Origin of the sequence: Paenibacillus vandeheii, assembly GCF_030433635.1 — a bacterium.
Lineage (GTDB): Bacteria > Bacillota > Bacilli > Paenibacillales > Paenibacillaceae > Paenibacillus > Paenibacillus vandeheii.
Genome location: NZ_JAROCD010000011.1, coordinates 1 through 24,213, shown reverse-complemented (window position 1 = coordinate 24,213; position 24,213 = coordinate 1). Strand labels below are relative to the sequence as shown.

Annotated in this window: 20 protein-coding genes and 2 pseudogenes; 4 read left to right on the top strand and 18 right to left on the bottom strand. The window is 41.9% G+C overall.

Going from position 1 to position 24,213, the window contains the following annotated elements; translation table 11 throughout:
• Positions 1 to 534: 534 nt before the first annotated feature.
• The 5 genes and pseudogenes from P5G61_RS21405 to P5G61_RS21385 all read right to left on the bottom strand — a co-directional run bounded on the left by P5G61_RS21405 (position 535) and on the right by P5G61_RS21385 (position 4,655).
• Complete coding sequence (locus P5G61_RS21405; protein WP_024634525.1) at positions 535 to 1,005, bottom strand: C40 family peptidase; 471 nt, start codon at positions 1,003 to 1,005, stop codon at positions 535 to 537.
• 306 nt (positions 1,006 to 1,311) lie between these two features.
• Positions 1,312 to 2,385: a copper resistance D family protein gene (locus P5G61_RS21400; protein WP_024634526.1), complete on the bottom strand. Its 1,074-nt coding sequence runs from the start codon at positions 2,383 to 2,385 to the stop codon at positions 1,312 to 1,314.
• Positions 2,382 to 2,978, bottom strand: a complete 597-nt coding sequence (locus P5G61_RS21395; RefSeq protein WP_024634527.1) for a copper resistance CopC family protein — start codon at positions 2,976 to 2,978, stop codon at positions 2,382 to 2,384. The genes P5G61_RS21400 and P5G61_RS21395 overlap by 4 nt, the downstream gene beginning before the upstream one ends.
• A gap of 39 nt (positions 2,979 to 3,017) precedes the next feature.
• Positions 3,018 to 3,386 carry a hypothetical protein gene (locus P5G61_RS21390; protein WP_024634528.1) on the bottom strand — a complete coding sequence of 123 codons (369 nt, stop codon included), beginning with the start codon at positions 3,384 to 3,386 and terminating at the stop codon, positions 3,018 to 3,020.
• A gap of 333 nt (positions 3,387 to 3,719) precedes the next feature.
• Positions 3,720 to 4,655, bottom strand: a pseudogene (locus tag P5G61_RS21385) (cation diffusion facilitator family transporter).
• A gap of 252 nt (positions 4,656 to 4,907) precedes the next feature.
• Here P5G61_RS21385 and P5G61_RS21380 point away from each other — a divergent pair.
• The gene (locus P5G61_RS21380; protein WP_024634529.1) at positions 4,908 to 5,153 is read left to right on the top strand and encodes a hypothetical protein; all 246 of its coding nucleotides are present in this window, start codon (positions 4,908 to 4,910) and stop codon (positions 5,151 to 5,153) included.
• Positions 5,154 to 5,509: 356 nt separating this feature from the next.
• A pseudogene (locus tag P5G61_RS21375) lies at positions 5,510 to 6,693 on the top strand (IS3 family transposase).
• Positions 6,694 to 6,971: 278 nt separating this feature from the next.
• Here P5G61_RS21375 and P5G61_RS21370 read toward each other — a convergent pair.
• The 12 genes from P5G61_RS21370 to P5G61_RS21315 form a co-directional block, all read right to left on the bottom strand.
• On the bottom strand, positions 6,972 to 7,709 hold the full coding sequence (locus tag P5G61_RS21370) for a response regulator transcription factor (RefSeq protein WP_024634517.1): 738 nt from the start codon (positions 7,707 to 7,709) through the stop codon (positions 6,972 to 6,974).
• The gene (gene cydC / locus P5G61_RS21365) at positions 7,706 to 9,439 is read right to left on the bottom strand and encodes a thiol reductant ABC exporter subunit CydC (RefSeq protein ID WP_024634578.1); all 1,734 of its coding nucleotides are present in this window, start codon (positions 9,437 to 9,439) and stop codon (positions 7,706 to 7,708) included. Before cydC ends, P5G61_RS21370 begins: the two co-directional genes overlap by 4 nt.
• On the bottom strand, positions 9,436 to 11,217 hold the full coding sequence (gene cydD, locus P5G61_RS21360; RefSeq protein WP_029881671.1) for a thiol reductant ABC exporter subunit CydD: 1,782 nt from the start codon (positions 11,215 to 11,217) through the stop codon (positions 9,436 to 9,438). The genes cydC and cydD overlap by 4 nt, the downstream gene beginning before the upstream one ends.
• Positions 11,218 to 11,322: 105 nt before the next feature.
• Positions 11,323 to 12,339 carry a cytochrome d ubiquinol oxidase subunit II gene (locus tag P5G61_RS21355; RefSeq protein WP_024634576.1) on the bottom strand — a complete coding sequence of 339 codons (1,017 nt, stop codon included), beginning with the start codon at positions 12,337 to 12,339 and terminating at the stop codon, positions 11,323 to 11,325.
• A complete protein-coding gene (locus tag P5G61_RS21350) occupies positions 12,336 to 13,703 on the bottom strand; it encodes a cytochrome ubiquinol oxidase subunit I (protein ID WP_024634575.1) in 1,368 nt (455 codons plus the stop codon). The genes P5G61_RS21355 and P5G61_RS21350 overlap by 4 nt, the downstream gene beginning before the upstream one ends.
• Before the next feature lie 901 nt (positions 13,704 to 14,604).
• Positions 14,605 to 15,042, bottom strand: a complete 438-nt coding sequence (locus P5G61_RS21345; protein ID WP_029881670.1) for a protein-tyrosine phosphatase family protein — start codon at positions 15,040 to 15,042, stop codon at positions 14,605 to 14,607.
• Between the two features lies 1 nt (position 15,043).
• Positions 15,044 to 15,469 carry an arsenate reductase (thioredoxin) gene (gene arsC / locus P5G61_RS21340; RefSeq protein WP_024634574.1) on the bottom strand — a complete coding sequence of 142 codons (426 nt, stop codon included), beginning with the start codon at positions 15,467 to 15,469 and terminating at the stop codon, positions 15,044 to 15,046.
• A 2-nt stretch (positions 15,470 to 15,471) separates the two neighbouring features.
• Positions 15,472 to 16,902 carry an arsenic transporter gene (locus P5G61_RS21335; RefSeq protein ID WP_301248433.1) on the bottom strand — a complete coding sequence of 477 codons (1,431 nt, stop codon included), beginning with the start codon at positions 16,900 to 16,902 and terminating at the stop codon, positions 15,472 to 15,474.
• Positions 16,899 to 17,228, bottom strand: coding sequence for an ArsR/SmtB family transcription factor (locus P5G61_RS21330; RefSeq protein WP_175393887.1), 330 nt, complete (start codon positions 17,226 to 17,228; stop codon positions 16,899 to 16,901). The genes P5G61_RS21335 and P5G61_RS21330 overlap by 4 nt, the downstream gene beginning before the upstream one ends.
• Positions 17,229 to 17,617: 389 nt before the next feature.
• On the bottom strand, positions 17,618 to 18,655 hold the full coding sequence (locus P5G61_RS21325; RefSeq protein ID WP_175393888.1) for a flavin-containing monooxygenase: 1,038 nt from the start codon (positions 18,653 to 18,655) through the stop codon (positions 17,618 to 17,620).
• Between the two features lie 70 nt (positions 18,656 to 18,725).
• Entirely contained in the window at positions 18,726 to 20,135 is a 1,410-nt protein-coding gene (locus P5G61_RS21320; protein ID WP_175393889.1) for an NAD(P)-binding domain-containing protein, read from the bottom strand.
• Positions 20,136 to 20,199: 64 nt separating this feature from the next.
• Entirely contained in the window at positions 20,200 to 20,628 is a 429-nt protein-coding gene (locus tag P5G61_RS21315; protein ID WP_029881704.1) for a MarR family winged helix-turn-helix transcriptional regulator, read from the bottom strand.
• A 153-nt stretch (positions 20,629 to 20,781) separates the two neighbouring features.
• Between P5G61_RS21315 and P5G61_RS21310 the strand changes: the two genes are divergently transcribed.
• On the top strand, positions 20,782 to 21,039 hold the full coding sequence (locus P5G61_RS21310; RefSeq protein WP_175393890.1) for a GNAT family N-acetyltransferase: 258 nt from the start codon (positions 20,782 to 20,784) through the stop codon (positions 21,037 to 21,039).
• Positions 21,040 to 21,372: 333 nt separating this feature from the next.
• Entirely contained in the window at positions 21,373 to 22,227 is an 855-nt protein-coding gene (locus P5G61_RS21305; RefSeq protein ID WP_175393891.1) for a cupredoxin domain-containing protein, read from the top strand.
• 292 nt (positions 22,228 to 22,519) lie between these two features.
• Here the strand turns inward: P5G61_RS21305 and P5G61_RS21300 are convergent.
• Positions 22,520 to 24,213: heavy metal translocating P-type ATPase (locus tag P5G61_RS21300; protein WP_301248431.1), on the bottom strand; the 1,694-nt coding region annotated here is incomplete at its 5' end.

Genomic DNA, 24,213 nt, shown 5'->3' with positions numbered 1-24,213 from the left:
TCAATAATATCTATCCATTAATCAACACGTTAAAACCAGTAGCAAAAAAAATCACGATTTAGAGGATAATGGGTTCACCAAGCGACAGGTTGTACCATTTGAAGTCTCTATAATGGAAGGACAGATCAACTTCAATTGTTTATTTGTTAGACAGTACAGCCTTAATTACTCTAATGACTTCATTTTGTATACTGACATTGCTAATTATTTTCGCAGGTCTTATTGTGAGCAGATACTTATATTTTTGGATTCCCTATATTCTAGATTGGCTTTAGCTTTGTGGAATTTAGTGTCGTGCGACGAATTCGCATCGTCCGCAACATGATCTAAACCTTCCCATAAAAAGCGGGGTCATGAAGTCTTTTCAAGGACTTTAATTATATCTTTGACAGATGCTTTATTCTTCAGCTATATTTTTTCTAGTCGATTGTGGGGTAAATGCAGCAAAAAAAGAACTACATATTGTAGTTCTTTACACATGACTTTATATTTAGATCGGATCACCTGTCGATCAATCCAGTTCTAACGCTGTTACTAATGCATTTCTTTTGTCATCTTGTTGGAGTTATTTTGTGAAACGACTCTTCTTGCCGTCACATACCGCTCTTTATAATACTTTTCACTTAGCCGGCTAATTGTAACTCCCCTACTACTTGAGGAATGAGCAAAAGAATTGTCTCCGATGTAAATACCAGCATGTGAAATTCCTCGCCCGCTCGTATTAAAGAATACAAGGTCACCTGTTCTCAGGTCTTCCATCTCAACCTTAATCCCCGATTTCGCTTGCATTTGTGAAGTGCGCGGCAAATCAATGTTGTACTTGTTCATAATATATAAAATAAAGCCAGAACAGTCAAATCCTGAAGTGCTTGTCCCCCCCAGACGGTATGGAGTGCCTATCACTTCATTTACTTCTGTCTCAATACGTACCTCGTTTGCCGACACAGACTCTATGTTAGAGAACATAAATATAGCACCAAGGGCAATCATAAATACTCTTTTCAAAAGTTTACTCCTCCTTTGAAGGTGAATATCTGTTATTGAATGTCAAAAAAGATTAAAAATTTGTAACCCTACACACTGTAGTATATTGTTGTATGGCTCGTCTACTTTTTCTCCATTCTTTTAATTCTTGTTGGTCATAGGATTAATCGCTTCAATGCGTGGGTATGACTCTCTGACATCACGCTCTGACTCGGTGAACCTCTCACCGTAGAACTGTTGTACCAGGAAATTTAAGTTAAAAAGGTAATCATCCTGGATAAGAATAGTCATCTGTCTCAGCATTTTTTTGCAATCTCTCGGACTAAATTAGGATACGGAATGTATGAAGCCAACAAATGACACTAGACTAAATAATACACCAAAGGCCACAGCTGCATATACATTCTTATTTTGTTTTAAAACGACGTACATGGCGATAATTGTACCCAAGGCCAATAGATACATAAATACTGTAAAGGTTTGAACATGAAACTGAACAGGGTACAAGATGGGACCTCCCTGGTTAAACCAATTGTACAAACCTGAAGCAGATAGTTTCATGGTTTCGGGGTTCAGTTCATGTGGTGCTGGTTGTTGATTCAAAAAACCGGTGATGATATAAATGACCAAAATTAAAATACCTTCTGCCATTAGCCATGTTTTAGGATTGAAATGGGCATTATTTTTAATTCTGCGTTTCATTATAAACCCGTTGAAAAAGGCCATTATTAAGAGTGGAACAATTAATAGATGTTTCATAAGTAATGCTTGCCCGTACGAAGTAACCCATGAGTTAACATAGTCTGGATCCGTTCTGAAATTTAGAAAGAGGCCAGAAAGAAGAATCATGATCATCACTACTACCGCAAATGGATGATACCAAGAAAGAAATGCTTTCCAGTTATCGGCGCTATTCGGCATGTATCTACCAGCGACCATCAAAATCCCCGCCCAAATCGTTACAGAGAACAAATGAATGAAATGATTCCAAAAACCGACCATCCCAAAATAGGAAGAAGAATGGCTTGACCAGGATAAAGTAGCTATAAGCCCAATCGCTATCAGTAATAGTGCCACTGTGTGAACACGACTCATTTGTCTTTTCGTGAAAATCATCATCATGAACAAGATTGAGAATATCAATGTCCACATATATGCTTTTCCTTCTGCAAATGAAAGCATAACACTTCTAAATATGATGAACCAGTTTGTGTCATTTGCGAAAAAAACAATAATCCGAAGAACCGGAAAAAATGAGAATATAATGATCCCTGTAACGACCCAAACCATTTTCATTTTAGGCACCTGAATATTAGGATGGATTCGTGGAAGGATTATCGTACCCAATAATAATGCTAAAAAAATGTAAAGAAATGGCTCTCCTAACCAATACCAGTTCATGATTTTCTCCTTCTTACAAATCGTCTGGAAAGATCAATAATTATCAAAATCACAGCTAATCCAATAGCAAAATACCACAAAGCATTAGAGTTGGATGAATTCTGAGTTAACTCTTCACCTTCAGATGGTGCAGTCGATGTAAACTCAGGAGTAGTTTGCGGATTATTTGGGGTCATGTCATTCGTTGCTATTTCATCACTCACAGGAGGCTGAATAGGAAGATTCACTTGAAATGGGTAGTCTCCTTCAATAGGATGACCATCCTTACCAACAATCTTCCACTTAATCGTGTAGTTCCCGTTTTCAAGACTGCTTCCTGTACTGATGTGCCTGATCATGGTATTATCCTTAATTTCAGTAGAATCCAATGGGACTTCTTTTTCTCGTTCATCCAACAATTTAAACGAACTTAACACCTCAATCTTTGTGTTGAATTGAAGTGTGATCACATCTAGATTCGTTGTGACCACCTCGCCGACTTTTGGGGAAGAAGATTCCAGCTTGGTATGTGCATATGAGTTAGATGGAAACAAAAAAAGAAAACTAAAAGATATAATCAGAGCCAATAGTATTGTTGATTTACGGATGTTCATGAAGAATGAGCCCACCTTCCTAGGGATAAAATAAGTCATTTAATTTACTGTAGAGTCATACTGTCTTGAAAAGTGGAATCCACCAGCGGCATAAAAGTGCCCCAATAATGTGTAGTCATTGCTTGATAACAATTTCGTTTCTGTCGAGTATATCCCTTCACCTTCATAGGCAGCTTGGAGCCATACGGAACCATTAGTCTCAGCGCTCCATATCTCAAACATAACCCATGAACCATCACTAATGATCGACTCATCGAGAATTACTTCAATACGGGATTCATCCTCAGATTCTTGTTCAACCTTGATCTGCATATCCGAAACACCCCCTGTTCCAGCCATTGGTGTACTACACCCTGACAGAATCAGGATTATAGTAAGTAGAGACATGTATACTGTATATCTACGCATTCACTACCCTCCTTTTATTTAAGTATCGCGCCAGCCACAGTCATTCATACCTGACGAATCTTCTTGTTTAGACTATCATATGAACATGTATTCATTCAACGAGGTGAATTCGACAAAATTCCAAACAAAGTATCAACTTTATCTTTTGAACTGGAAAATTAATATTTAATAATTCTATTGAAAAGTTCTTTCATATATTCACTTGTAGATTGTTATTTGTTCATCTATGGTATCCAATGATTGAGGAAGAAACTAGAAATAAAACGAGGTTTGTTCCTTCATTAGGAACAAACCTCGCTAGTATATTAATTTGCCCTTACAAATCCAAGGTAATCAATGACTATGATGAGCATGTGCATCAGGCTGATCTGCTTTGACAACGCATAAGACAGAAGAATCATGCAAATGTTTTTCTGATTCAACTTGTAGAGTCACGTGTTTAATCCCTTTATGTTCAAGCATATGTTCAACCTTCTGTAGGAGTACTTCAGTTTCATATACATTCTGATTTCCTTCTACGACGACGTGGCCCGTCAGGACATTAAAGCTACTGGTGATCGACCACACGTGTACGTCATGCACTCCTTTAACACCGTCAACTTGTTCTAGCCGGTGTTCCTTCCATTAATACATTTAATGCTGACTTCGTCACATAGTATCCACTACGTAGAACCAAAGCTGCAACAATAACGCTTGCAAGAGGGTCTGCCCAGCTCCAGTTAAAGAACATCATGAGCAGGGCCGCCGCTATTGCGCCGATGGAACCTAACATGTCACTGATAACGTGAAGGTAGGCACCACGCATATTTAAATTGTTTTCGGTATCGCTTTTGCGCATCATCACCCAAGCAACTAAGATGTTAACTAGCAAACCAATTACGCTGATGATTAGCATTCCTAATGTAGCAACTTCTGGCGGACTGATGAATCGGTTGATAGCCTCGAAGAAAATATACAGAGAAACCACAATTAGAGTGATGCCATTCAATGCAGCTGCTAAAATCTCAAAACGACGGTAACCATATGTTTTCCCGGTATTTACTTTTTTTTCACTAAAGGTAAATGCAAGCAGTGCTACACCAAGTGCAATAGAATCGGACAACATATGCCCTGCATCCGATAGTAGGGCTAAGCTGTTCGTAATAAATCCACCAAATGCCTCCACAAGCATATAACCTGTTATGACAATAATGAGACTAAAAGTACTTTTCTGTTAGCTGATTGTCCATGACTGTGTGTATGATCATGACTTTCATTATAACTGGACATTTGCTCTCTCCTTATATGCGGCAATCACTCATACAATTATGGGTTTTTTTTATTGTATGGATGGTTCTAATGTCCACCATATGAATGAAAGTTATGCAAATGATATTTAAAGATAAATCAAACATCTCTTTGTTCCATAAATCTAAGATTTTGTTGTTTTCGTAATAAATTGACTAGCAAATTTAACCTTGAATTAAAAAATAATCAGTTAACAATAATATGTCTTGACTCCCATTTGAAAGGATGATTTTTATGCAAGAAATTTCCATCCCTGAGCATTACGAAGTGAGACTTCACAATGGCCATTTTGACTTAGCGCAACATGAAGAAGCGCATACTGGTTATTATGAAGGAAAAATGGAAACTCTCTCAGGTGAACCACCACAAGGACATATCCCACACGGATACCATTGGATCTCAATACCTGGACATTATGATCGACACGGTGATCATGATCATTATGAGGCACCTCACTGGGCTCTTCATGAGCATCATTAATACTGATCCGCTGAATTAAGTGTGTAGGGTAGGGTGTTGTTTTGAACAATGCCCTACCCTTTCTAGGTTAATCCAGACATTATTCAAAAAATGAGCACTCGTGTACGTGACAAGCACTCTTCTTTACTTTTAATATACATATTCCTAGATTTTTATTTACATTTAAACGATAACCTTCATATTGGTAGATAGATGAATAAAAGCACATGCGTTCATATTTGAAACAATAGGAGGAATAAAAGTGAAATTATCAAAAAAAATATTCCCTGCTGGTATTATCCCCTCATGGTAGACAGTGAAAAAAGAGGACATGTTACAATGAACTCAAACACTGGATACCGGAGGGGATTTTTGTTATGTCAGCGAAGAAAGGCCATACCTTTAATCGATAAAGCGAAGAAACGAAGAAAGAAGCCGTTCGTCTGCGAGTGGAAGAAGGTTGGGCGTACAGTCGGATCATGACAAAGTTTGGGATTGAGAGTGAGAGCCAGATTATCACATGGGTTCGTTTCGTAAAAGCCAAAATGGAGAAAGTTTCGAGGATTACCATGGACGTTGGACGAAGAAGCATTTTAGTAGTGCAGAAGAAGAAAATGCTTTTCTGAAAGCACAGGTAGAATATCTAAAAAAAGCTCAATCCAAATTTGCACGGAGAGGAAAGTTGGATTTCGAAGTCCGGTACCAGTCCGTTCGAGAAATAAGCACGAGGGCACCTGTGGTTTTGCTGTGTAAATTGGCTGGAATTTCGCGAGCAGGTTACTACAAATGGAAAAAAAATGCTGCCCTTAGAGAGAAACGAGCAGATCGGGATGCAGATCTAAAGGCACATATTTTAGGCATTCATCGCCTTCATCCTTATTTCGGCTACAAAGGCATGCGAACCGCGTTAGGCAAAGAAGGCCTTGTAGTGAATCACAAAAAGGTACGCCGCTTAATGAGAGAACATCAGATTCGTTCCGTGATTCGAAAGAAACGCCAATTTGCTGGCCGGAAACCGTCCGTTCTGTTCCGTAATGTCCTAAATCGGGAATTCTCAGCGACAGCTCCTGTGCAGAAGCTCGTGACGGATATTACATATGTCCGGATTGGGCATGATTTTGCTTATCTCTCCGTGGTGATGGATCTGTACAACAATGAAATTGTAGCGTGGGAACTATCTGAGCGAAATGACTTAAAACTCGTTACGGACTCAGTGAAGAAACTGAAATGTGGACCTTCTTTGCTCCACTCGGACCAAGGGTTTCAGTATACAACACAAACCTATGCCAAGTTACTGGAAGAGAAGAAGCTTACAGGAAGTCATTCCCGGCGTGGAAACTGCTATGACAATGCTTATATTGAGTCGTTTTTCTCCCACTTAAAGACGGAGAAGTTGTATTTGGAGAGACCTCAGAATCCGGAGCAAGCAAGGAGCCAAATTACGGAGTATATTTCGTTTTACAACATGGAACGTTTCCAAAACAAACTGGGCGACCTCTCCCCGATTGAGTTTGTGAAAAAGTCGCCGCTTGATAAAATCTCTTTTTTATTGTCTACTTGACGGGGCTATGACCACTGTTATGCTTCATTTCATTGAACTAACCTTCCCGTTAGTTGAACAAAGACCACCGTTCATGTTGATCGGCGGCCTCCTATGGTTTAAAGAACTGTTGAATATTCATTAGATAGATATCTAATCAAAATAACTCATCGTGTTCGCACCTTAACATTCGAAGTGTTCTTCTATTATAATGGTTGGTTAGCTATAAATATGATGAATTGCAATTCGTAAGATTTGAGCAAGATTCTAATGATTTAGCTCATTTGTTCTAGTTATGGCTACGTCTTATCTGTACTGCAGACCATATAGCCGTATCCCCATACGGTCCGAATGAACTCGTCTCCTTTAGGAGAATGAAAAAATAGCTTCTCCCGTAATTGCTTGATGTGGGTATCTACCGTACGTTGATCATAAATCTTTTGATGGGACGACGTCCATACTTCTTTAAGCAATTCCTCCCTTGAAAAGGCGGTCTCTTGATGCGTGACCAGAAAATAGAGCAGATCGTATTCTTTTGGCGTTAAATGAACTTCGCTCTTATGCACCAGAACACGTCGAGCGGAAGGCTGAATAATAAGGTCTGAAATCAGAATTTCGCTGTCTGAAGGATTGTTGAATTCAAAAAAGGACGTTCCCTCCATCCGAGCCAGAATGCTTTGGATTCGCAGTACGACTTCTCTTGGGCTAAATGGTTTGACCACGTAATCATCAGCTCCTGCTCTAAAGCCTTCGAGTCGATCCCTTTCTTCCGAACGCCCGGATAACATGACAATTGGAAGGCCCTGATGGTAGTATTTTATATATTCGCAAATTTCAATGCCGCTCATGTCAGGAAGCAACCAATCCAACACCATGAGATTATAATTTCCACCATTGATATAACAATTCCGAATGGCTTCTCCCCCACTATCGGCCTCTTCTACGATGAAGTTCTCTTTCTCCAAATACTTCTTCAGCAATGCACGAATTCGGCTCTCGTCGTCTACCAACAAAATTCGTTTATGAACATGGATCATGTCTCTGCACCTCCTCCAACCATTTGCCGTTCGATCTGCTTCATTTCATAGAAATAGCCTTGTTGCATCATTAATTCTGCATACGATCCCGTTTCTACAATTCTGCCTTGCTCCATGACGACGATCCGGTCCATTTGTTCCAATCCGGTAAGCCGATGACAGATCAGCAATAGCGTATCTCCGGCTGCTTGTTCGTATAGATGTGTCATCACCCTTTGTTCTGTCACGTAATCCAGGGAGGAGGTCGGTTCATCCAATAGCCATACTCTTCCCTGACGGAGTAAAGCCCGAGCCAGAGCGATACGCTGCTTCTCGCCCTCGGATAAATTCTCCCCTTTTTCGAGCACTAGATCCGTTAAAGAAATCCTGGACAATTGAACTTTGGCAAGTACGTCCAACAAATGCTTGTCGGTATGATCTCCACGACTGAGGAGCAGATTGTCACGAATCGTTCCCCGAAAGAAATGATTTTGTTGTAATACAACATTCGCCATTTCCCAAAGGCTCGTCTCATTCAGTTCATCCATCGAAACGTCGTTCAATCGAATATCTCCAGCCATTGGTGTACGAAGTTTCAGAATCAAATCGATTAGCGTTGATTTTCCCGACCCACTCGGCCCAACAATCGCTGTTTTGGAACCTGCAGGAAAGTGCAATGAGATTTCTTTGAGCGCTGGCCTCCATTCCCCCTCATATTGAAATGTAACTCCAGATAGTTCGATCGAGGCGGGATGATCCGTGGACACTTTTCCGATCGGTTGTTGTGATGACAGCGTGGCGGAGGCAACTACCGTTTCCGTTAAACGTTTGGCCGCATGCTCGCTATCCTGCTTATACACAGGTAATGTTGCCATGGCCGCCGCTTCTTCAAATACCGTTAATGAGGCCATCACCAGCATGGCCAAAAATACGCCAGCAAGCGCTCCATCCATGATTAAATAGCCGCCAAGCGCCAGCACTCCCCATGAAATCAGAAACGTAACAAAGGCATGTATCGATTGACCACGCAACAAGTTCCCTGCTGCACGTTGCTGCTCAGCTGCTAATGCTGCGGAGATGTGCTGGAGCTTCTGTTCGCCCTGTGCCATCTGTCCGTATACTTTCAAGTCCCGGAATCCGTACAACACCTCCGTAACTTCTGTTGACAGTTGTGCCCGCTGTTTACGGACGCGCCCCTGTGTTTTTCGCTGTCCTAACAAAACGATTCCAGGCACAATCAGTGCCGTTGCCAGCATTCCAAGTACGAACAAACACGCAATCCAGATTGAAAATGAAGCAGTGAACAGCATCGTAGCCAGAAAGACCATGACCACAATCACTGGCGGATAAGCTACCCGCAAAAAGTAATTTTGCAAACTTTCAACATCGCCGACGATTCGAGCTAGCAGATCCCCGCTTCGCTTTTTATTCAGCACACCAGGTGCTAGTGGGATCAATTTGGCAAAAAAGGATGTACGCAAACGGCTGAGCATGGAGAACGTCGCACGATGGGAATATAAGCGTTCTGCGTAACGACTCGCCGCTCGAAGGAAACCAAGGAGTTTGACCAACGAAGTAAGCACAATTAATGTATAAAGCGGCGGCGCAAAAACGGTTTGTGAAATCATGTATCCACTTGCGGAAAAAAGAGCCACACCAGCGATGCCGGCAATTAATCCTCCCAATATGGAAAGAAGAATGTCTTTTCGCTCCCCAAGCATCGCTTTTGATAAAATAGTCAGTTCGCTCACGCGAATCCCCCTTTTCGTTGAAGATCGACCATTTCGGCATACTGCGGCAAGCGTTCCAGCAGTTCAGCGTGTGATCCGGAATCGACCAACACTCCTTGCTGCATAAATAAAATGTTGTCAGCTTGTTGAATCGTATATAATCGGTGAGCCACCGTAATCATCGTCGCTGTTTTTGCCAAAGTAGCGATGGAGCGTTGCAACACACGCTCGGTTTGTAAATCAAGTCCAACTGTAGGTTCGTCAAACAATATAATGGCAGATCGCTTCAGAAAAGCCCTTGCCAGAGCAAGCCTTTGCTTCTCCCCGCCAGAGAGCCCCCTGCCGCCTTCGCCCACAAAGGTATCAAACCCCTGTTCGAATTGAGCAACAACCGCAGCAAGCCCTGCGTCCACCGCTGCTTGCTCGATTTCCTCTCGAGACACGTCTCGGCGGGTACCGATGGCAATATTATCAGCGAACGTACCTGCGAAAATATACGGGTGTTGCGTAATATAACTAACGTACTCGAACCATGCAGACTCATCATGTGTCGTGACTGAATTTCCGTTGATAAGGACCTTGCCTGACGCTGGTTTCAGTAAACCAGCAATGAGATGTAACAAGGTTGTTTTGCCTGAACCACTTTGTCCAACAATGGCGATATGTTCTCCCGGAGTAATCGAGATCTTCTTCGTTTGAAGCTCAAATGAATCGCTCCTATACTGAAAACGGACATGATCCAGTTCGATGGTTGGTGGCAGGGGTAATAGATTTTCATGAGATGTCTCGTACTCTTGCGACAGTTCTTTTAGGGCCTGGTTACTGCTTGGATGTGCCCCCAGTTCCCCCTCAGTTTGTGTATTTCGATCGTCGTCCGTTTCAACCAGCAACTTTTCAACTCTGCGAATCGCCCCCATACTCGTTCTCCCGCTATGAAAAGCCGTTCCGGTATTCTTCAGTAAGGTATAGAACTCTGGAACTAGCAACAATACCAGAAAGGCGGTGTGAAACGACATGGATTTGAAGACGAGCAGCTGAATGGCCAGTTCGAGAGCGATAACGCCGATGCTTAGCATGACAATCGATTCCAGCATGAACGTATTCGTAAAAGCGATTTTTAAAATATCCATCGTAGCATCACGGTAACCTAGGCTGCTGCGTTCGATGACCCGCTTCTGATGATGGGCCCGTCCAAATATTTTCAAGCTAACCAGCCCTTGAAGCGAATCCAGAAAAGTACCGGAAAACTCAGCCAATTGCTCATATTTTTCTTCTGATTTGTTTTTTGTTCGTAGTCCCACAAGAATCATGAACAGCGGGATAAACGGAGCGGTAAATAACATAATCCATCCCGAATTGGGGTGCTCGATGAATGTAATGATTAGAATTAAAATCGGAATGATTGCGGCTTCCAGCATACGTGGCATGTACTGACTGAAATAACTGTCAGCCTCATCTACTGCATCCAAAGCGACACTCACCTTTCCACCCGTTTGCCCGTGAAGAGTTGACGACATTGAAGCATGGATCAAGTTCTGCAGTACGGCTGCTCGCATATTCGTCTTGGCAGTCGCCGCCATCTGCAAGCCAACTTTTCCGTTTGCATACGACAACGCCGTGCGTAGAGCCATGACGGACAACAATATGCCGAGCAACATGGCAACAGAAGTAAAAGACGACTTCTCCACGAAAATCCGCTGTACCACTTCGGCCAGAAGTGCAGCCTGACTCACGATAGCAACGCCAAGTGCGGTCGACATGACCGCAAGGAGAACAAGACGATTTCGCTGTAAAGACATTTGTTGAGAAATGATGCCTTTGTTCTTTCTCTTCTTCTTCAACTCTTCCCCTCCTTGGTGTTTATGGCATGCGAGGGTACACCCACACATGCACTCTTGAAGAAACTACTTTCGTTTGCCCTTCACATAATCCGCGTCAAACAGGAAAAGTTTGAAGACCAGAATCAGAGACGGTATCAACAGACACATCCCGCCGATAAACACAACAACGAGTGCGAAGCCCATCGATGGTGAAGTGACGCTGTTCTGAATCGTAATATATGGGTCAAGAATGTACGGATACTGACCAATGCCATAAGCGAAGAAGGCACAGAAAAATTGCAGCATTACACATATGAATGCTAGTCCGTAACGGCGTCCGTTATATAACAGCCACATGGCGACCATGAAGAATGCAACCGAAAGCGCGAGCAGCCACCATAAATCCATCATATTTTGAAAATGGCGTTCATTGTGTTGACCTAAATAGATGAATGCAGTGAGCGCGATGATAATCGTCGGCGTACTCCAGAACAGTGCATAAGTGCGCATCAGCTTTAACGCAGCGTGATCCTCTGCCCTAGAGGCATAGAAGGCTAGAAATGAGCCGCTAATGAACAAAACGGATACGATGGCCAGCCCTACGATGCTCCAAGATAACGGATTGGTAAACAGGGCCCAATAATTCAGGGAAACCGTCTCACCTTGCTGCAAAATAAAACCGCCTTCAGACAGTGTCAGTGCCACTGACAACGATGCAGGAATCAGCAAACCCGTAGCGCCATATAAAAACAGATATACGATGTTGTTTTTCGATCCATAATTTTCAAAAGCATAAAACGAACCCCGAATGGCGAGCAAAACAACGGCAATGCTGCCAGGAACGATTAGAGCTGAGCCGTAATAATAGGCCGTATCTGGAAAGAAACCGATAATGCCGATGTAAAAGAAAACAAAGAACACGTTGGTGATCTCCCATACGGGTGATAAATAACGGGAAATCAGGCGATTGATCAAATGGTCCTGTTTCGTCAATCGTGCATAAAAGGCAAAGAACCCTGCTCCAAAATCAATCGAAGCTATAATTAAGTATCCATACAAGAACAACCAGAGCACCGAAATTCCAATCAACTCGTAACTCATTGTGTGTGCTCACCCTTTACCGTTGTTTTGTCGCCTACATGCTGCATCCACTTCTCCATCTCAGTTTCAGCTGGATTATTTTTGAATAGGCGTCGAAGTACGAGAACACACACGGTACCCAATACGATATACAACAACGAGAAGAGGAAGAAAAGAATTCTTACACTTGGTGATGTCGTAGCCGCCTCTTCTACGCGCATATATCCTCGGATAATCCATGGCTGCCTTCCGATTTCCGCGTAAAACCATCCTAGCTCAACCCCTAAAAATGCGAGTGGCGCGCCCAAAGCAATAATCCGCAGTAGCCACTTGTTAACTTCATTACGTTTTTTCCAGAATACAAACAGAAAATACAACATGGAGATGCAAAGCAACGCAAATCCGATTCCAGCCATCATGTCAAACAAATAATGCACAAGTAGCGGCGGCTGCTCATCCAGGGGAAATTCATTTAGCCCCGTCACTTCTGAGTTGAAATCTCCAAAAGCCAGAAAGCTGAGAAGTTTCGGCAAGTGAAGCGCCCCTATAATTTCATGCTCTGCATTAAGCCAGCCTAGCAGAATCAGATCCGCACCACTTTCGGTCTCGAAATGCCATTCTGCAGCAGCCAGCTTCTCCGGCTGATGTTCGGCTAGAAATTTAGCGGAGACATCTCCGGCTAATGTGTTGAGTAACCCAAACAACATCACAACAGCCATCATTAGCTTCAGAGCTTTTTTGTGGTATCCAGATACGCCCTTTCTCAGCATCGTAAAAGCCGCAATTCCTGCTAACAGCGCAGCACCAGTTAAGTAGGCGGAACTTAAAACATGGAACACCTTGGAGAACGTGGCTGTATTCAGCATTGCTTGAATTGGGTCAACAGCTGTGAAGAGTCCTCCTTCCATCGTAAATCCACCAGGTTGGTTCATGAATCCATTCACCGTTGTGATAAAGACCGCGGACATTCCTGCTCCCGCGACAATCGGAATCGTGAGCAGCCAATGTATGTATGGATTTTTGAAGCGATCCCACGTATACAAATAAATGCCTAGGAAAATCGCTTCAAAAAAGAAAGCGAACACTTCCATAAATAATGGCAGTGCAATCACGTTCCCTGCCAGCTTCATAAAATTAGGCCATACCAAGGCTAGTTGCAGCGAAATCGCCGTACCTGTCACCACACCAACTGCCACAGAAATAACAAAACCTCTCGACCACCTCTTTGCCATCAAGATGTAGTGGTTATCTTTTTTGCGAATACCTACAAACTCCGCAATAGCGATCATAAGGGGCACACCGACGCCAATCGTCGCGAATATGACGTGGAACCCCAGGGTCATCCCTGTCACAAGCCTGCTCCACAGTACCGTGTCAATGCTCATCTCTTCCCTGCCTCCCTTCAAAATCCGTTTAATTATTGTACTAAGATGTTGCTAGATTTCTGAAACACTTGCCCTACATTACATTCGATATCAGGTTTGGCCAGTCAATGAGCTCAACACCCACAAAAGAGAAATATTTCACAAAGTAATTCGCAAAAGTGACCACTGCTCAGTAAACTTCCCGATTGGTCGGTTCGATGTGCGCTCCAAGTAACTGCAAAATCTAATATTTAAAATTATTATATCTTTGACTTTAAACAATTCAATGACGGTCACGTATTCGCCCCTAAACGTTCAAGAAAGGATCAATTCTTCCTGACATATCAGTGAATATCTTAATAACCACCCGATAGAGCTATTGATTGAACTTATTATACGTGATGATCCACTCCACTAAGTAGTAATCACATCAATATCATCTACCTTATATCCATTAAGACTTCGTTGAAACGTCATTCCAACTGTTTCTGGCCACTCTCTTTTCATCATTGTCATTTCTAAAATAAATTCAGCCTTAAGATTATCCGAACCTTGGATCGGTAACACGTGGAGGTTCGCGTACAAAAGGTTGTCGCGATATTTTGACGAAGAGTGTTCTGGATTAACGAGCATTGCGTTGTGTGTTATACAGACAGAGTTTCTTCTCGTTTAGCTGGAGTTTTGATTAGCGAAGATAACCCGAGCGCTAAAACGATTGTCAAAAAATTAGCTTTATCAAATGCAATCACCTCATAGTTGGAATTTTTTATTTTTCCTCATATGGGTGAGTTTTATGTATAAAGGAGTTGTTCTGTTAAAATGTCCGTTAGATGAACAAAAACAGCCGATCATATTGATCAGCTGCTTTCTTAGTTTTATTAGGCCATCGCTTCCCGTTAGCGTAATGATTAAAATCCTTGTTTCAGAATATTTTATTTAATAATTCCTTTTGAATTGGTTTAATATTAATGATACTTCTGATGTGTTTTGCCTTTAACTCAGCATCCTCAATTGTACTGGCTAATCCTAGTTCTAACAGTGTTCCAGCTGCGACGGTCCCCGTTCTACCCTTGCCTCCCCCACAGTGAAAAGCAACTTTCTTACCGGCGTTATACGCTCCAACAACCTCATCAATCGCTTGTTTAAAAAGTTCGGCTTCGTTTTCTTTCGTGTTGTCATCAAGCGGAACTTTTACCCACTTCACATGATCTGCTGGATACGCGCCCTCTGTTGCTTCCTCCCGAAGATCCACCACGACCTCAATGCCTTCGTTCAGAACCATTGCCTCTACGTCGGCAGCTCCGCCCATAAATACTTGTTCAGCAATAAGGGCATGGTATTTCTTTTCGGCATGATCCATTTTACTTACCTTCTTTCAAGAATTGCTCAATGCGAGCTTTAATTGAATCACGAACCTCAGCAAATGTAGCTGTGATTTCTTCCTCTGTACCTGTCGCCTTGGCTGGATCCTCGAAGCCCCAGTGCCATCTTTCAGCTTTATCATTACGTACAACTGGACAATTATCGTTAGCATGACCACAAAGCGTGATGATGTAGTCTGCTTGTTTTAAAATCTCAGGATCAATCACATCGGATGTATGACTCGAAATATCGATTCCAGCTTCTTTCATCGTTTGAACAGCACGAGGATTTAAGCCATGTGGATCTAACCCAGCACTTCTCACCTCATATTTGTCACTACCAAGTGCCTTTAAAAATCCATCGGCGATTTGGCTTCTGCAAGAGTTTCCTGTACACAAAAAGTAAACAAGTGGTTTGTTGTTCATGATTATTGATCTCCTTTGTCTTTGGTTTGGCTTACTTGTATTTTCGCTTCGCTCATTTTTGAGTTAATCAACGTTTTTATGATCACAGCAACAACAACCAATGCTACTGTGATTACGGCAATCATTAACCAAACGTTTATGTTTGTTGAATGAATCAAGTGTAACCACAAATACAGTCCTGTTAACGTGATAAAGAGCGTTGGAATGGTGAGCACAATTCCGATTTTGAAATAACTTCCCCACGTGATTTTTACATCTTTGCGGGACAGTACATGTAGCCACAAAAGTGTGGCGAGCGATCCAATCGGTGTGATTTTGGGACCCAAGTCACTGCCAATAATATTGGCATAAATCAGCGATTCCCGGATGACACCTTGCGTGCTGGTTCCATCAATAGCAAGCGCATCAATCATCACCGTCGGCATATTGTTCATAACCGAAGACAATACTGCAGCTAGAAAGCCCATACCCAGTGTGGAGATGTAGAGCCCTTGGTCGGCAATAGCTTGAATGACCTTCCCCAGTTCATCTGTCAATCCCACATTTCGCAGTCCATAAACGACCACGTACATACCAATGGAGAAAATCACGACTGCCCATGGAGCTCCTTTAATGAGCTTCCATGTTTGAATAGCGTGACTCCGCCTTGCAGCTAATATAAACAAGATGGCTATAACCCCAGCGATAACAGACACCGGAACTTGAATGAACTCGCTCATCAAGTAAGCAATCAGTAGTACGACTAAGATCACCCAAGATATGTTGAACAGTTTCTTATCCTTGATCGCTTCGGCTGGCTTTTTGAGCTGACTGACTTCGTAGTTCCCTGGAATATTCTTTCTAAAGAACAAGAACAGGACCAGAAGACTTGCAAATATTGAAAAGAAATTCGGAACAATCATACGACTTGCATACTCCACAAAGCCAATACCAAAGTAATCGGCAGAAACGATATTGACGAGGTTGCTCACGACGAGCGGAAGTGAAGTTGTATCTGCAATGAAACCACTAGCGATAATAAAAGGTAAAATCATCTTTTGATCAAATTTGAGCGCTCGGACCATAGCAAGCACAATGGGCGTTAAGATCAGTGCGGCTCCGTCATTTGCAAAGAACGCTGCCACCCCTGCCCCAAGCAGCACAACATAAACGAACATCAGCTTGCCATTACCTCTTGCGAGCCTTGCCATGTGTAGAGCAGCCCATTCAAAAAATCCAATTTCATCTAAAATCAGTGAAATTAAAATAATAGCTACAAAAGCAAGCGTGGCGTTCCATACAATCCCTGTAACCGTACCTACATCGGATAGACTCACGACTCCAAAAAGAAGTGCAAGGACAGCTCCAGCTGACCATCCAATATTAAGTCCCTTAGGTTGCCAAATCACAAAAGTCAGTGTTAGCAAAAAGATTAATATCGCGATAATGGTCATGCTTCCTCCTGAGGACCGCAGCAGTTTTTCAATCCTGCTATTTTTTCTTTCATGGATGGCAGATACGGATACACACACTGAACATATGCTTCTGCATCTGGATTAAGAGAGTAGTAGACCCACTGCCCTTTTTTCTTTTCATTAAGGAAACCGGCTGCCTTTAGTTTTCGAAGATGCTGACTGGCGTTTGGTTGTGACATGCCAATAATGTCTGTGATATCACATACACAAAGTTCCTGTTCCTGAAGTAGCGCTATTATGGTCAAACGTGTTTTATCAGCAAATAACTTATACGCCTCAGCCATCTCCTGAATTCTTTGTTCCATATGTACACCCCCTGTGATTAGTCTTGTCGGCTTCATTTAATGATATAAGCATATAACAAACCACTTATATAAGCAATCACGAATATAAAGGATTTTAGTGCATCAAAAAAGTCGGCAATAAAGAATACCGACTTTACTCACGAACTAGAAATTCACATTTTGACTTCATAAAATAATGACCGTCTTTTATCTTAACTATATCTTTAATTTGATACTCAATGACTCCACCTTGATCTAATAATTCATCATGCTAATATACCTCTACGTGCTATTGTTTTAAAATTGCATCATTAAGTTGTGCTGCGGTATACAAAAGTGTGCCCTTCATTATAGTCACCTCAAGAATAGTTATAATCACCAATTATAACATCCTCCTGAGATTCGATAGCTCACAATCTTTTCACAAGCGAATGTACAGCTTTTTTCGCATCTTTCCCTGAGCCTCGAATCGTCGCAGAAGCAAAAGAGGTCTGCCACGGTATACCTACAAAATGAATTCTTTCATCGCTTTGTTTTAAAAGTACACCTGATGCGTCAAGAACATTCAATCCACTAAGATATTCGAAATTCGGAATATACCCTGTGGCAAAAATAACGGTATCCACATTTTCACGAGTCTCATCTGCCCACACTATCCCATTTCCCGTAAAAGCTTTAAACATCAGTTTGGCATCCGGCTTACCTTGATCGATAGCATTTTTATAGATACCGGTATCAAGGACACCGTCACTGCTTTTTTGCAATAATCGTTTGCCCCAATTGGATTGATCAAGCCTAAGTATGGTTAGCCAAAAGTGAATATCTTTCCCTGCAATAACCTGCGGCTTGAATTTGATCGGGCTTCTGGATGCAATCGTTACATGCGCCGTCTTAGCAAGTTCAACCGCTATTTGGACCGCCGAATTGCCTCCTCCCACAACAATGATCCGTTTGTTTTTAAACTCTTTCTCATTTCGGTAGTCCTTCGCATGAAGCAATTCCCCCTTAAATTCATGCATGCCAGGAATGTCTGGAATATGAGGATTCACGAATGCCCCGCTTGCACAAATGATGGACTGTGTACGAAACTGTTCTCCGCTTGAGGTATGGACTGTATAGATATTACTTTCCTTATCCACTTTGATTACTTCTTGCCTTGAGTGTATGGGAAAATGGTATGTAGCCGCATAAGACTTTAAGTATTGAACAACCTCATCTCTGGTCGGATAAACATTTGCACCGCCTGGAAATGGGAGTCCTGGCAATGAGGAATACGGTGCAGGTGAGAACAACGTTAAGCTATCATAGTAATTTGCCCAAGATCCTAAATGCTCTTCACTTTTTTCAAGGATGATAAAGTTCCGTTTAGCTTCCTGTAAGTAATAGGCTGCTGCCAAACCGGATTGACCACCACCAATAACGATGCAATCATATACCAAGTTTTTCATTTTTCTCCCTCCTTCTATAAAAAAGCTACTGCATCACGATTCGGGTGCAGTAGCTCTACATTCTTGATTATCAGCAGCAAGAATTTGATCCTGCTTTTCCCGTTTTTGAAGGTGAGCAGCAATCCGAAGTTGTTTCCTTCACTTGAACCGGTTCACAGCAGCTTTCCGTGCTACTCGCACCTAGACTACAAACCCCCGTCTCCGGCAGTTCCAGTTCTACTTTTTGCGCTGATTCCATATCTCCCACTAGTGCTGCTACAATGGATCTGACTTGCTCATATCCCGTTGCCATGAGGAAGGTTGGCGCTCTTCCATAACTTTTGGCACCTACGATATAAAAGTTCTTTTCTGGTTGACGGAGTTCTTTTTCGCCATGTGGTCGAACTGTACCGCAGCTGTGTACATTGGGGTCAATTAATGGTGCAAGTTCATAAACACATTCTAAGCTTGGGTCGGTTAATACCCTTACTTCTCGCACCATTGATAAGTCAGGGCGAGAACCTGTATTACCTACAATTTCATCGATGTGATCAATAACCAGTTGTTCATCTTCAATGGTTCCGGAAACCTGGATCTGTTCACCTTGTTTTTGGAGCTTTTCAATATGAAATGCTGTCAGGACCTTTACTGCACCGGATTCAACCACTTTTTGAATCCGATTACCCAGTTCTCCCCTTGCCTGAAGCCCATCTAATTCTCGTCCGCCATAAACATTCTCAATATTTGATTTGCGAATAGCCCAAACGATCTCAGTTCCCGACTCCTCTTTTTGAAGCCGGGCAAGTTCAAGCAACGTGTTAATCGCAGAATGTCCGCTCCCTACAACAAGCACCTTCTTTCCGCTATAACGATTTCTCTCTTTTCCTAATACCGCAGGAATGCCATATGAAATGTGACTTTTTAGTGCTATTTCCTCTTCTGAAAATACACCGTCTGAACGAAGCGGGTTGGGATTGGACCATGTCCCAGACGCATCGATAACAGCCCGCGCTTCATAAATAAACGAAGATCTGCTTTGTTCAACATGGATCACAAACGGCAGTTTCTCACGCCCATTTGTTTTCACCTTACTTAACCCTTTACGACTGATCGCGGTAACTTTCGTATTCAAATGCACATTTGGACTTATTTCAGGTAGCGCAGCCAAAGGTTTTAGATAATGCTCAATAACCTCCTTACCCGTTGGGATTGTTTCGTTCTGTGGAGCAACCCAATTCGCCTTTTGCAGCAACTCTTTAGCAGCTTTATCGATGTTATACTGCCATGGCGAGAACAGTCGTACATGTTCCCATTTTCGAATGTTTGCCCCCACTTCATCTCCAGCTTCAAACAACATAAACGGCTCACCTTTTGATATGAGTTGTGCTGCTGCCGCAAGACCAACCGGTCCAGCTCCAATGATTACAACAGGTAATTTGCCCTTCTCTTGTACTGGTGCTTCGCAGCAGCTCACTTGGTTCACAGGAATATGTTTAATCATTTTAGTTTCCTCCTCATAATTAGTTGCATTTTGCAAGTATTTTATAAAATAAACGGGATAAGTACTATCCCAGTGGTGTACAGCATACGCTTGATTTTGCCATACTTTCATTTAACAGTTTGACGGCGTTAATCACCATATCCCGTTCAAATTCAGACATATGCGAAAAGACTTCTTTTAAATAATCATTCATCTGCTCATCAATGACCGTAGCAACAAACTTACCTTGTGTAGTCAAGGATAAGATGTAAATCCGTCGATCTTCATGTAAAGGCGTTTTTTGAACCAAACCCAACTTTACGAGACTTTGAACCTGGCGGCTAAACGTCGTGATGTCAATGGAGAGTGCATCTGCCACCTGCTGAATGGATGGATTAGGCTTACGATCAATTTCATAAATGATATGACTTTGAACAAGTGAAATATCCAGCCCTCCTGCGGTGCAGCAGTTTTTATCCAGTATTCCAAAACGTCGTGTCATGATCTGAAACATCTCTCTTACGTTGTTTTCCAATGACCTCACCTCTTGTTATAGTTATACCCTTATTATTTGCAAAATGCAAATGTTTTTTTTCAATCCCCTTCCCATTTCAAATTACATTGTGATATATAAACATATACACAACAAAATATAGGATTGATCAACATGATAATTCAGCGGCAAGCTGCCGAAGACGCTCTGAGAAGGATTTTAACTATCTATAACCAAGGTATTGAAGACCGCATTGCCACGCTAGAAACAGATATCAAAGATGAAGCTTACATGTCAGAATGGTTTAACAAGCACCAGGGGCGTTACTCAGTACTTGTAGCCGAACAGAATAGTCTAGTGGTAGGTTGGGATTCTATCAATTCATATAGCTCAAGAAGCGCTTATAACGGTGTCGGTGACCTCTCCATTTAAATTCATCGTGATCCTCGCGGCAAGGGATCGGAAAACAATTGATACAGATATTAGAGGATATCGGTAAGCATATCTATATAATTTTGTTATAAAAATAAATGGAAATGTATTCTCTATTTTTTATCAGTCCTATACTGTATATCCGTTCTCTCTACTTTTTTTATCAAAAGTCGAGAACTTCAATGTACATTTGTCTATAACTATGTGCAAATACCGGATTTTTTTTGAACAATCACTGAATTTTTCGAATTTAAACTGTATTCTTTTTGTAAATGCACTACAATGTGTAGTACATGATTATTTAAAATTTTATATATCGGGAGGCTTATTATAATGTTACTTACATTATTAAGCATAGTAATGATTATCGTTTTGTCCGGATACGTCGTGCTGAATACCTATAGACGTAAGGATAGAGTCAAAGGTATGCCTGGAATGATGATTGCCATGAGCATCGGAATGATGTCTAGTCTTGCCCTTGGTTTTCAACTAGGTATTGTGTTTGATCACGACTTGGCTGTCCCTTCCATCATCGCTATTTTATTCGGTTTGGGGATCGGTTACTTTACAGGAAAGCCTATTAGTGTACTGGCATCGTTAGATGGCATGTTAGCTGGAATCATGGGTGGAATGATGGGAGCCATGCTCGGATCTATGCTTGGTTTCACCTATATCATGGCATTGTTTATTGATATCGTATTTATCCTTATATTTTGTGTTGTTCTTCAATTAACAAGTTTAGATGCAGTTAAAACCAATAAAACAAAAAGTAGTGGGATCAGCATACCTTTTATTGCGGGTATAATTACGGTAGCCTTTGGAACTGTTTCAGTGGGTTTGCTGCTATTTAATCAGTATCATGATAATCGAACCTCTGTAGTTTCTTCTCAAAGTAATGAACATAGTTCAAATCAAGAAAATACAGACTACCAAGTTATTTCAGTGGATGTAAAATCCAATGGTTTTAGCCAAGAAAATATTGTCGTCAAAGCCGGTGTTCCAACAAAAATAAATTTCATAAAAAAAACAGGTTATACTTGTATAAAAAGTGTTGAGTCTACAGATCTAGATATTGATGTTTACCTTGAAAAGGGAGATAACTACATTACTTTAGATGATTTGAAACCTGGAACATATCATTTCAATTGTGGGATGTATATGTATTATGGGACTATTACAGTTGTATAACTGAGTTTTGACTGGTGTCGGCACAGTAAAACCATCTCTTTAGAGATTTATTCATGTTACTCAACCCTTAGTTTTTCGTACATTGGCCGTTCTAAGAGTTTCATGCTTTAATTAATGCTAGAAGCATAAGTTTGTTGTAGACCCAATAGAACGCAATATTATAATTCAAGTAGACAGCCGACTAATTAGTCGGCTGTTTTTCGTCAACCTAACAAGTAGGGTAGTTCAATTCAATTGTAAGTAAGGAGTATAGCAGTTACAAAAAAAACCGCCTTTCAGCGGTCGGATCGTATTACTTTTGTTTTTGTATTTTTAAAAGCCTTAAGCTGTTCAGGGTTACAATCAAAGTTGCCCCCATATCAGCCAGAATCGCAAGCCATAAGGTAAGCCATCCGGGAACGATAAGTATTAACGCTAGCAATTTTATTCCTAAGGAAAAGGCTACGTTTTGTTTGATAATAGACAGTGTTTTTTTGCTTAACCGGATTGTGTAAGGCAATTTTCTTAAATCATCTGCCATCAGTGCAATATCAGCAGTCTCTAGAGCAGTATCCGTACCTGCGCCTCCCATGGCTATACCCACAGTGGAAGCAGCGAGTGCAGGCGCATCATTTACTCCGTCACCCACCATCGCTACATGAGAGTATTCACTGCGGAGTTTCTTAATGTAATCCAATTTGTCCTGAGGTAATAGATCCGCTTTAATTTCTGCCACACCTAACTGCTGCCCAATTGCGTTAGCTGTCGCTTGGTTGTCACCAGTGAGCATGATCGTCTTTTTTACACCGATAGAATGCAATTCATTAATTACAGCCTTACTCGAATCACGTACGGCATCGGCAACCGCAATTAAGGCAAGGACTTCGTGTTGTGTCCCCAGCACCATTACCGTTTTCCCTTGAGTCTGAAGCGTGATAATTTGTTGACATATTGGACTGGATACCTCAGCTTCCAATTCATCAAAAAGCTTAGGGCTACCAATATAATATAGCTGTTGTCCCACCGAAGCTTTGACGCCTTTCCCTGTGATTGACTGAAAGTGCTCAACTGAAATGGAGAGGTCGGCTCCCATTTGTTCCGCTTTGCGCACAATTGCTGATGCTAGTGGATGTTGTGATCCTTTTTCAATTACAGCAGCAATGGAAAGCATATCGCTCTCAATATGTTCTCCAAATACAGTAATATCCGTTACCTCCGGAAATCCTTTAGTAAGGGTACCTGTTTTATCAAATGCAACAGCCGAAATGCGCCCAGCTTCTTCGAGATGGATACCACCTTTAATCAATACACCGTTTTTCGCGGCATTCCCAATTGCAGTAACAATAGAAATCGGGGTAGAAATGACCAGTGCACAAGGACACCCTACTACAAGCAAGGACAACCCACGATATATCCAGTCTCCCCAGTCCCCACCTAGCAAAGGCGGAATAATGGCGATACCCAAAGCCAACACCATAATCGCAGGCGTATAGTAATTTGCGAACCGATCGACAAAAGCTTGAGATGGTGCTCGTTCAGCCTGAGCCTCTTCCACGAGATGAATAATTTTAGATATAGTCGTATCTTCTACATGCTTGGTAACTCTGACTTCAAGCAGCCCTTCTTCGTTTAGTGTTCCGGCAAACACCTCATCGTCCACAGTTTTAGCGACCGGAACTGATTCTCCCGTGATTGCTGCCTGATTTAGCGTTGACGTTCCTTGTATTACAACTCCATCCATAGCCAATTTTTGTCCTGGCTTAACGATCATTACATCTCCAACCTGAATATCATCAACACTTATGGTCATCTCAGCAGAACCACGTCGAATTAGCGCTTCCTTGGGAGCAATATCCATAAGTGAACGGATCGACTGACGTGCTTTCTGCATAGAGTAGCGTTCTAACGCTTCGCTAATGGCAAAGAGCAACACAACAACAGCGCCTTCGCTCCATTCTCCTATAGCAGCTGCACCGATAATGGCAACCGTCATCAGTGTGTTCATAT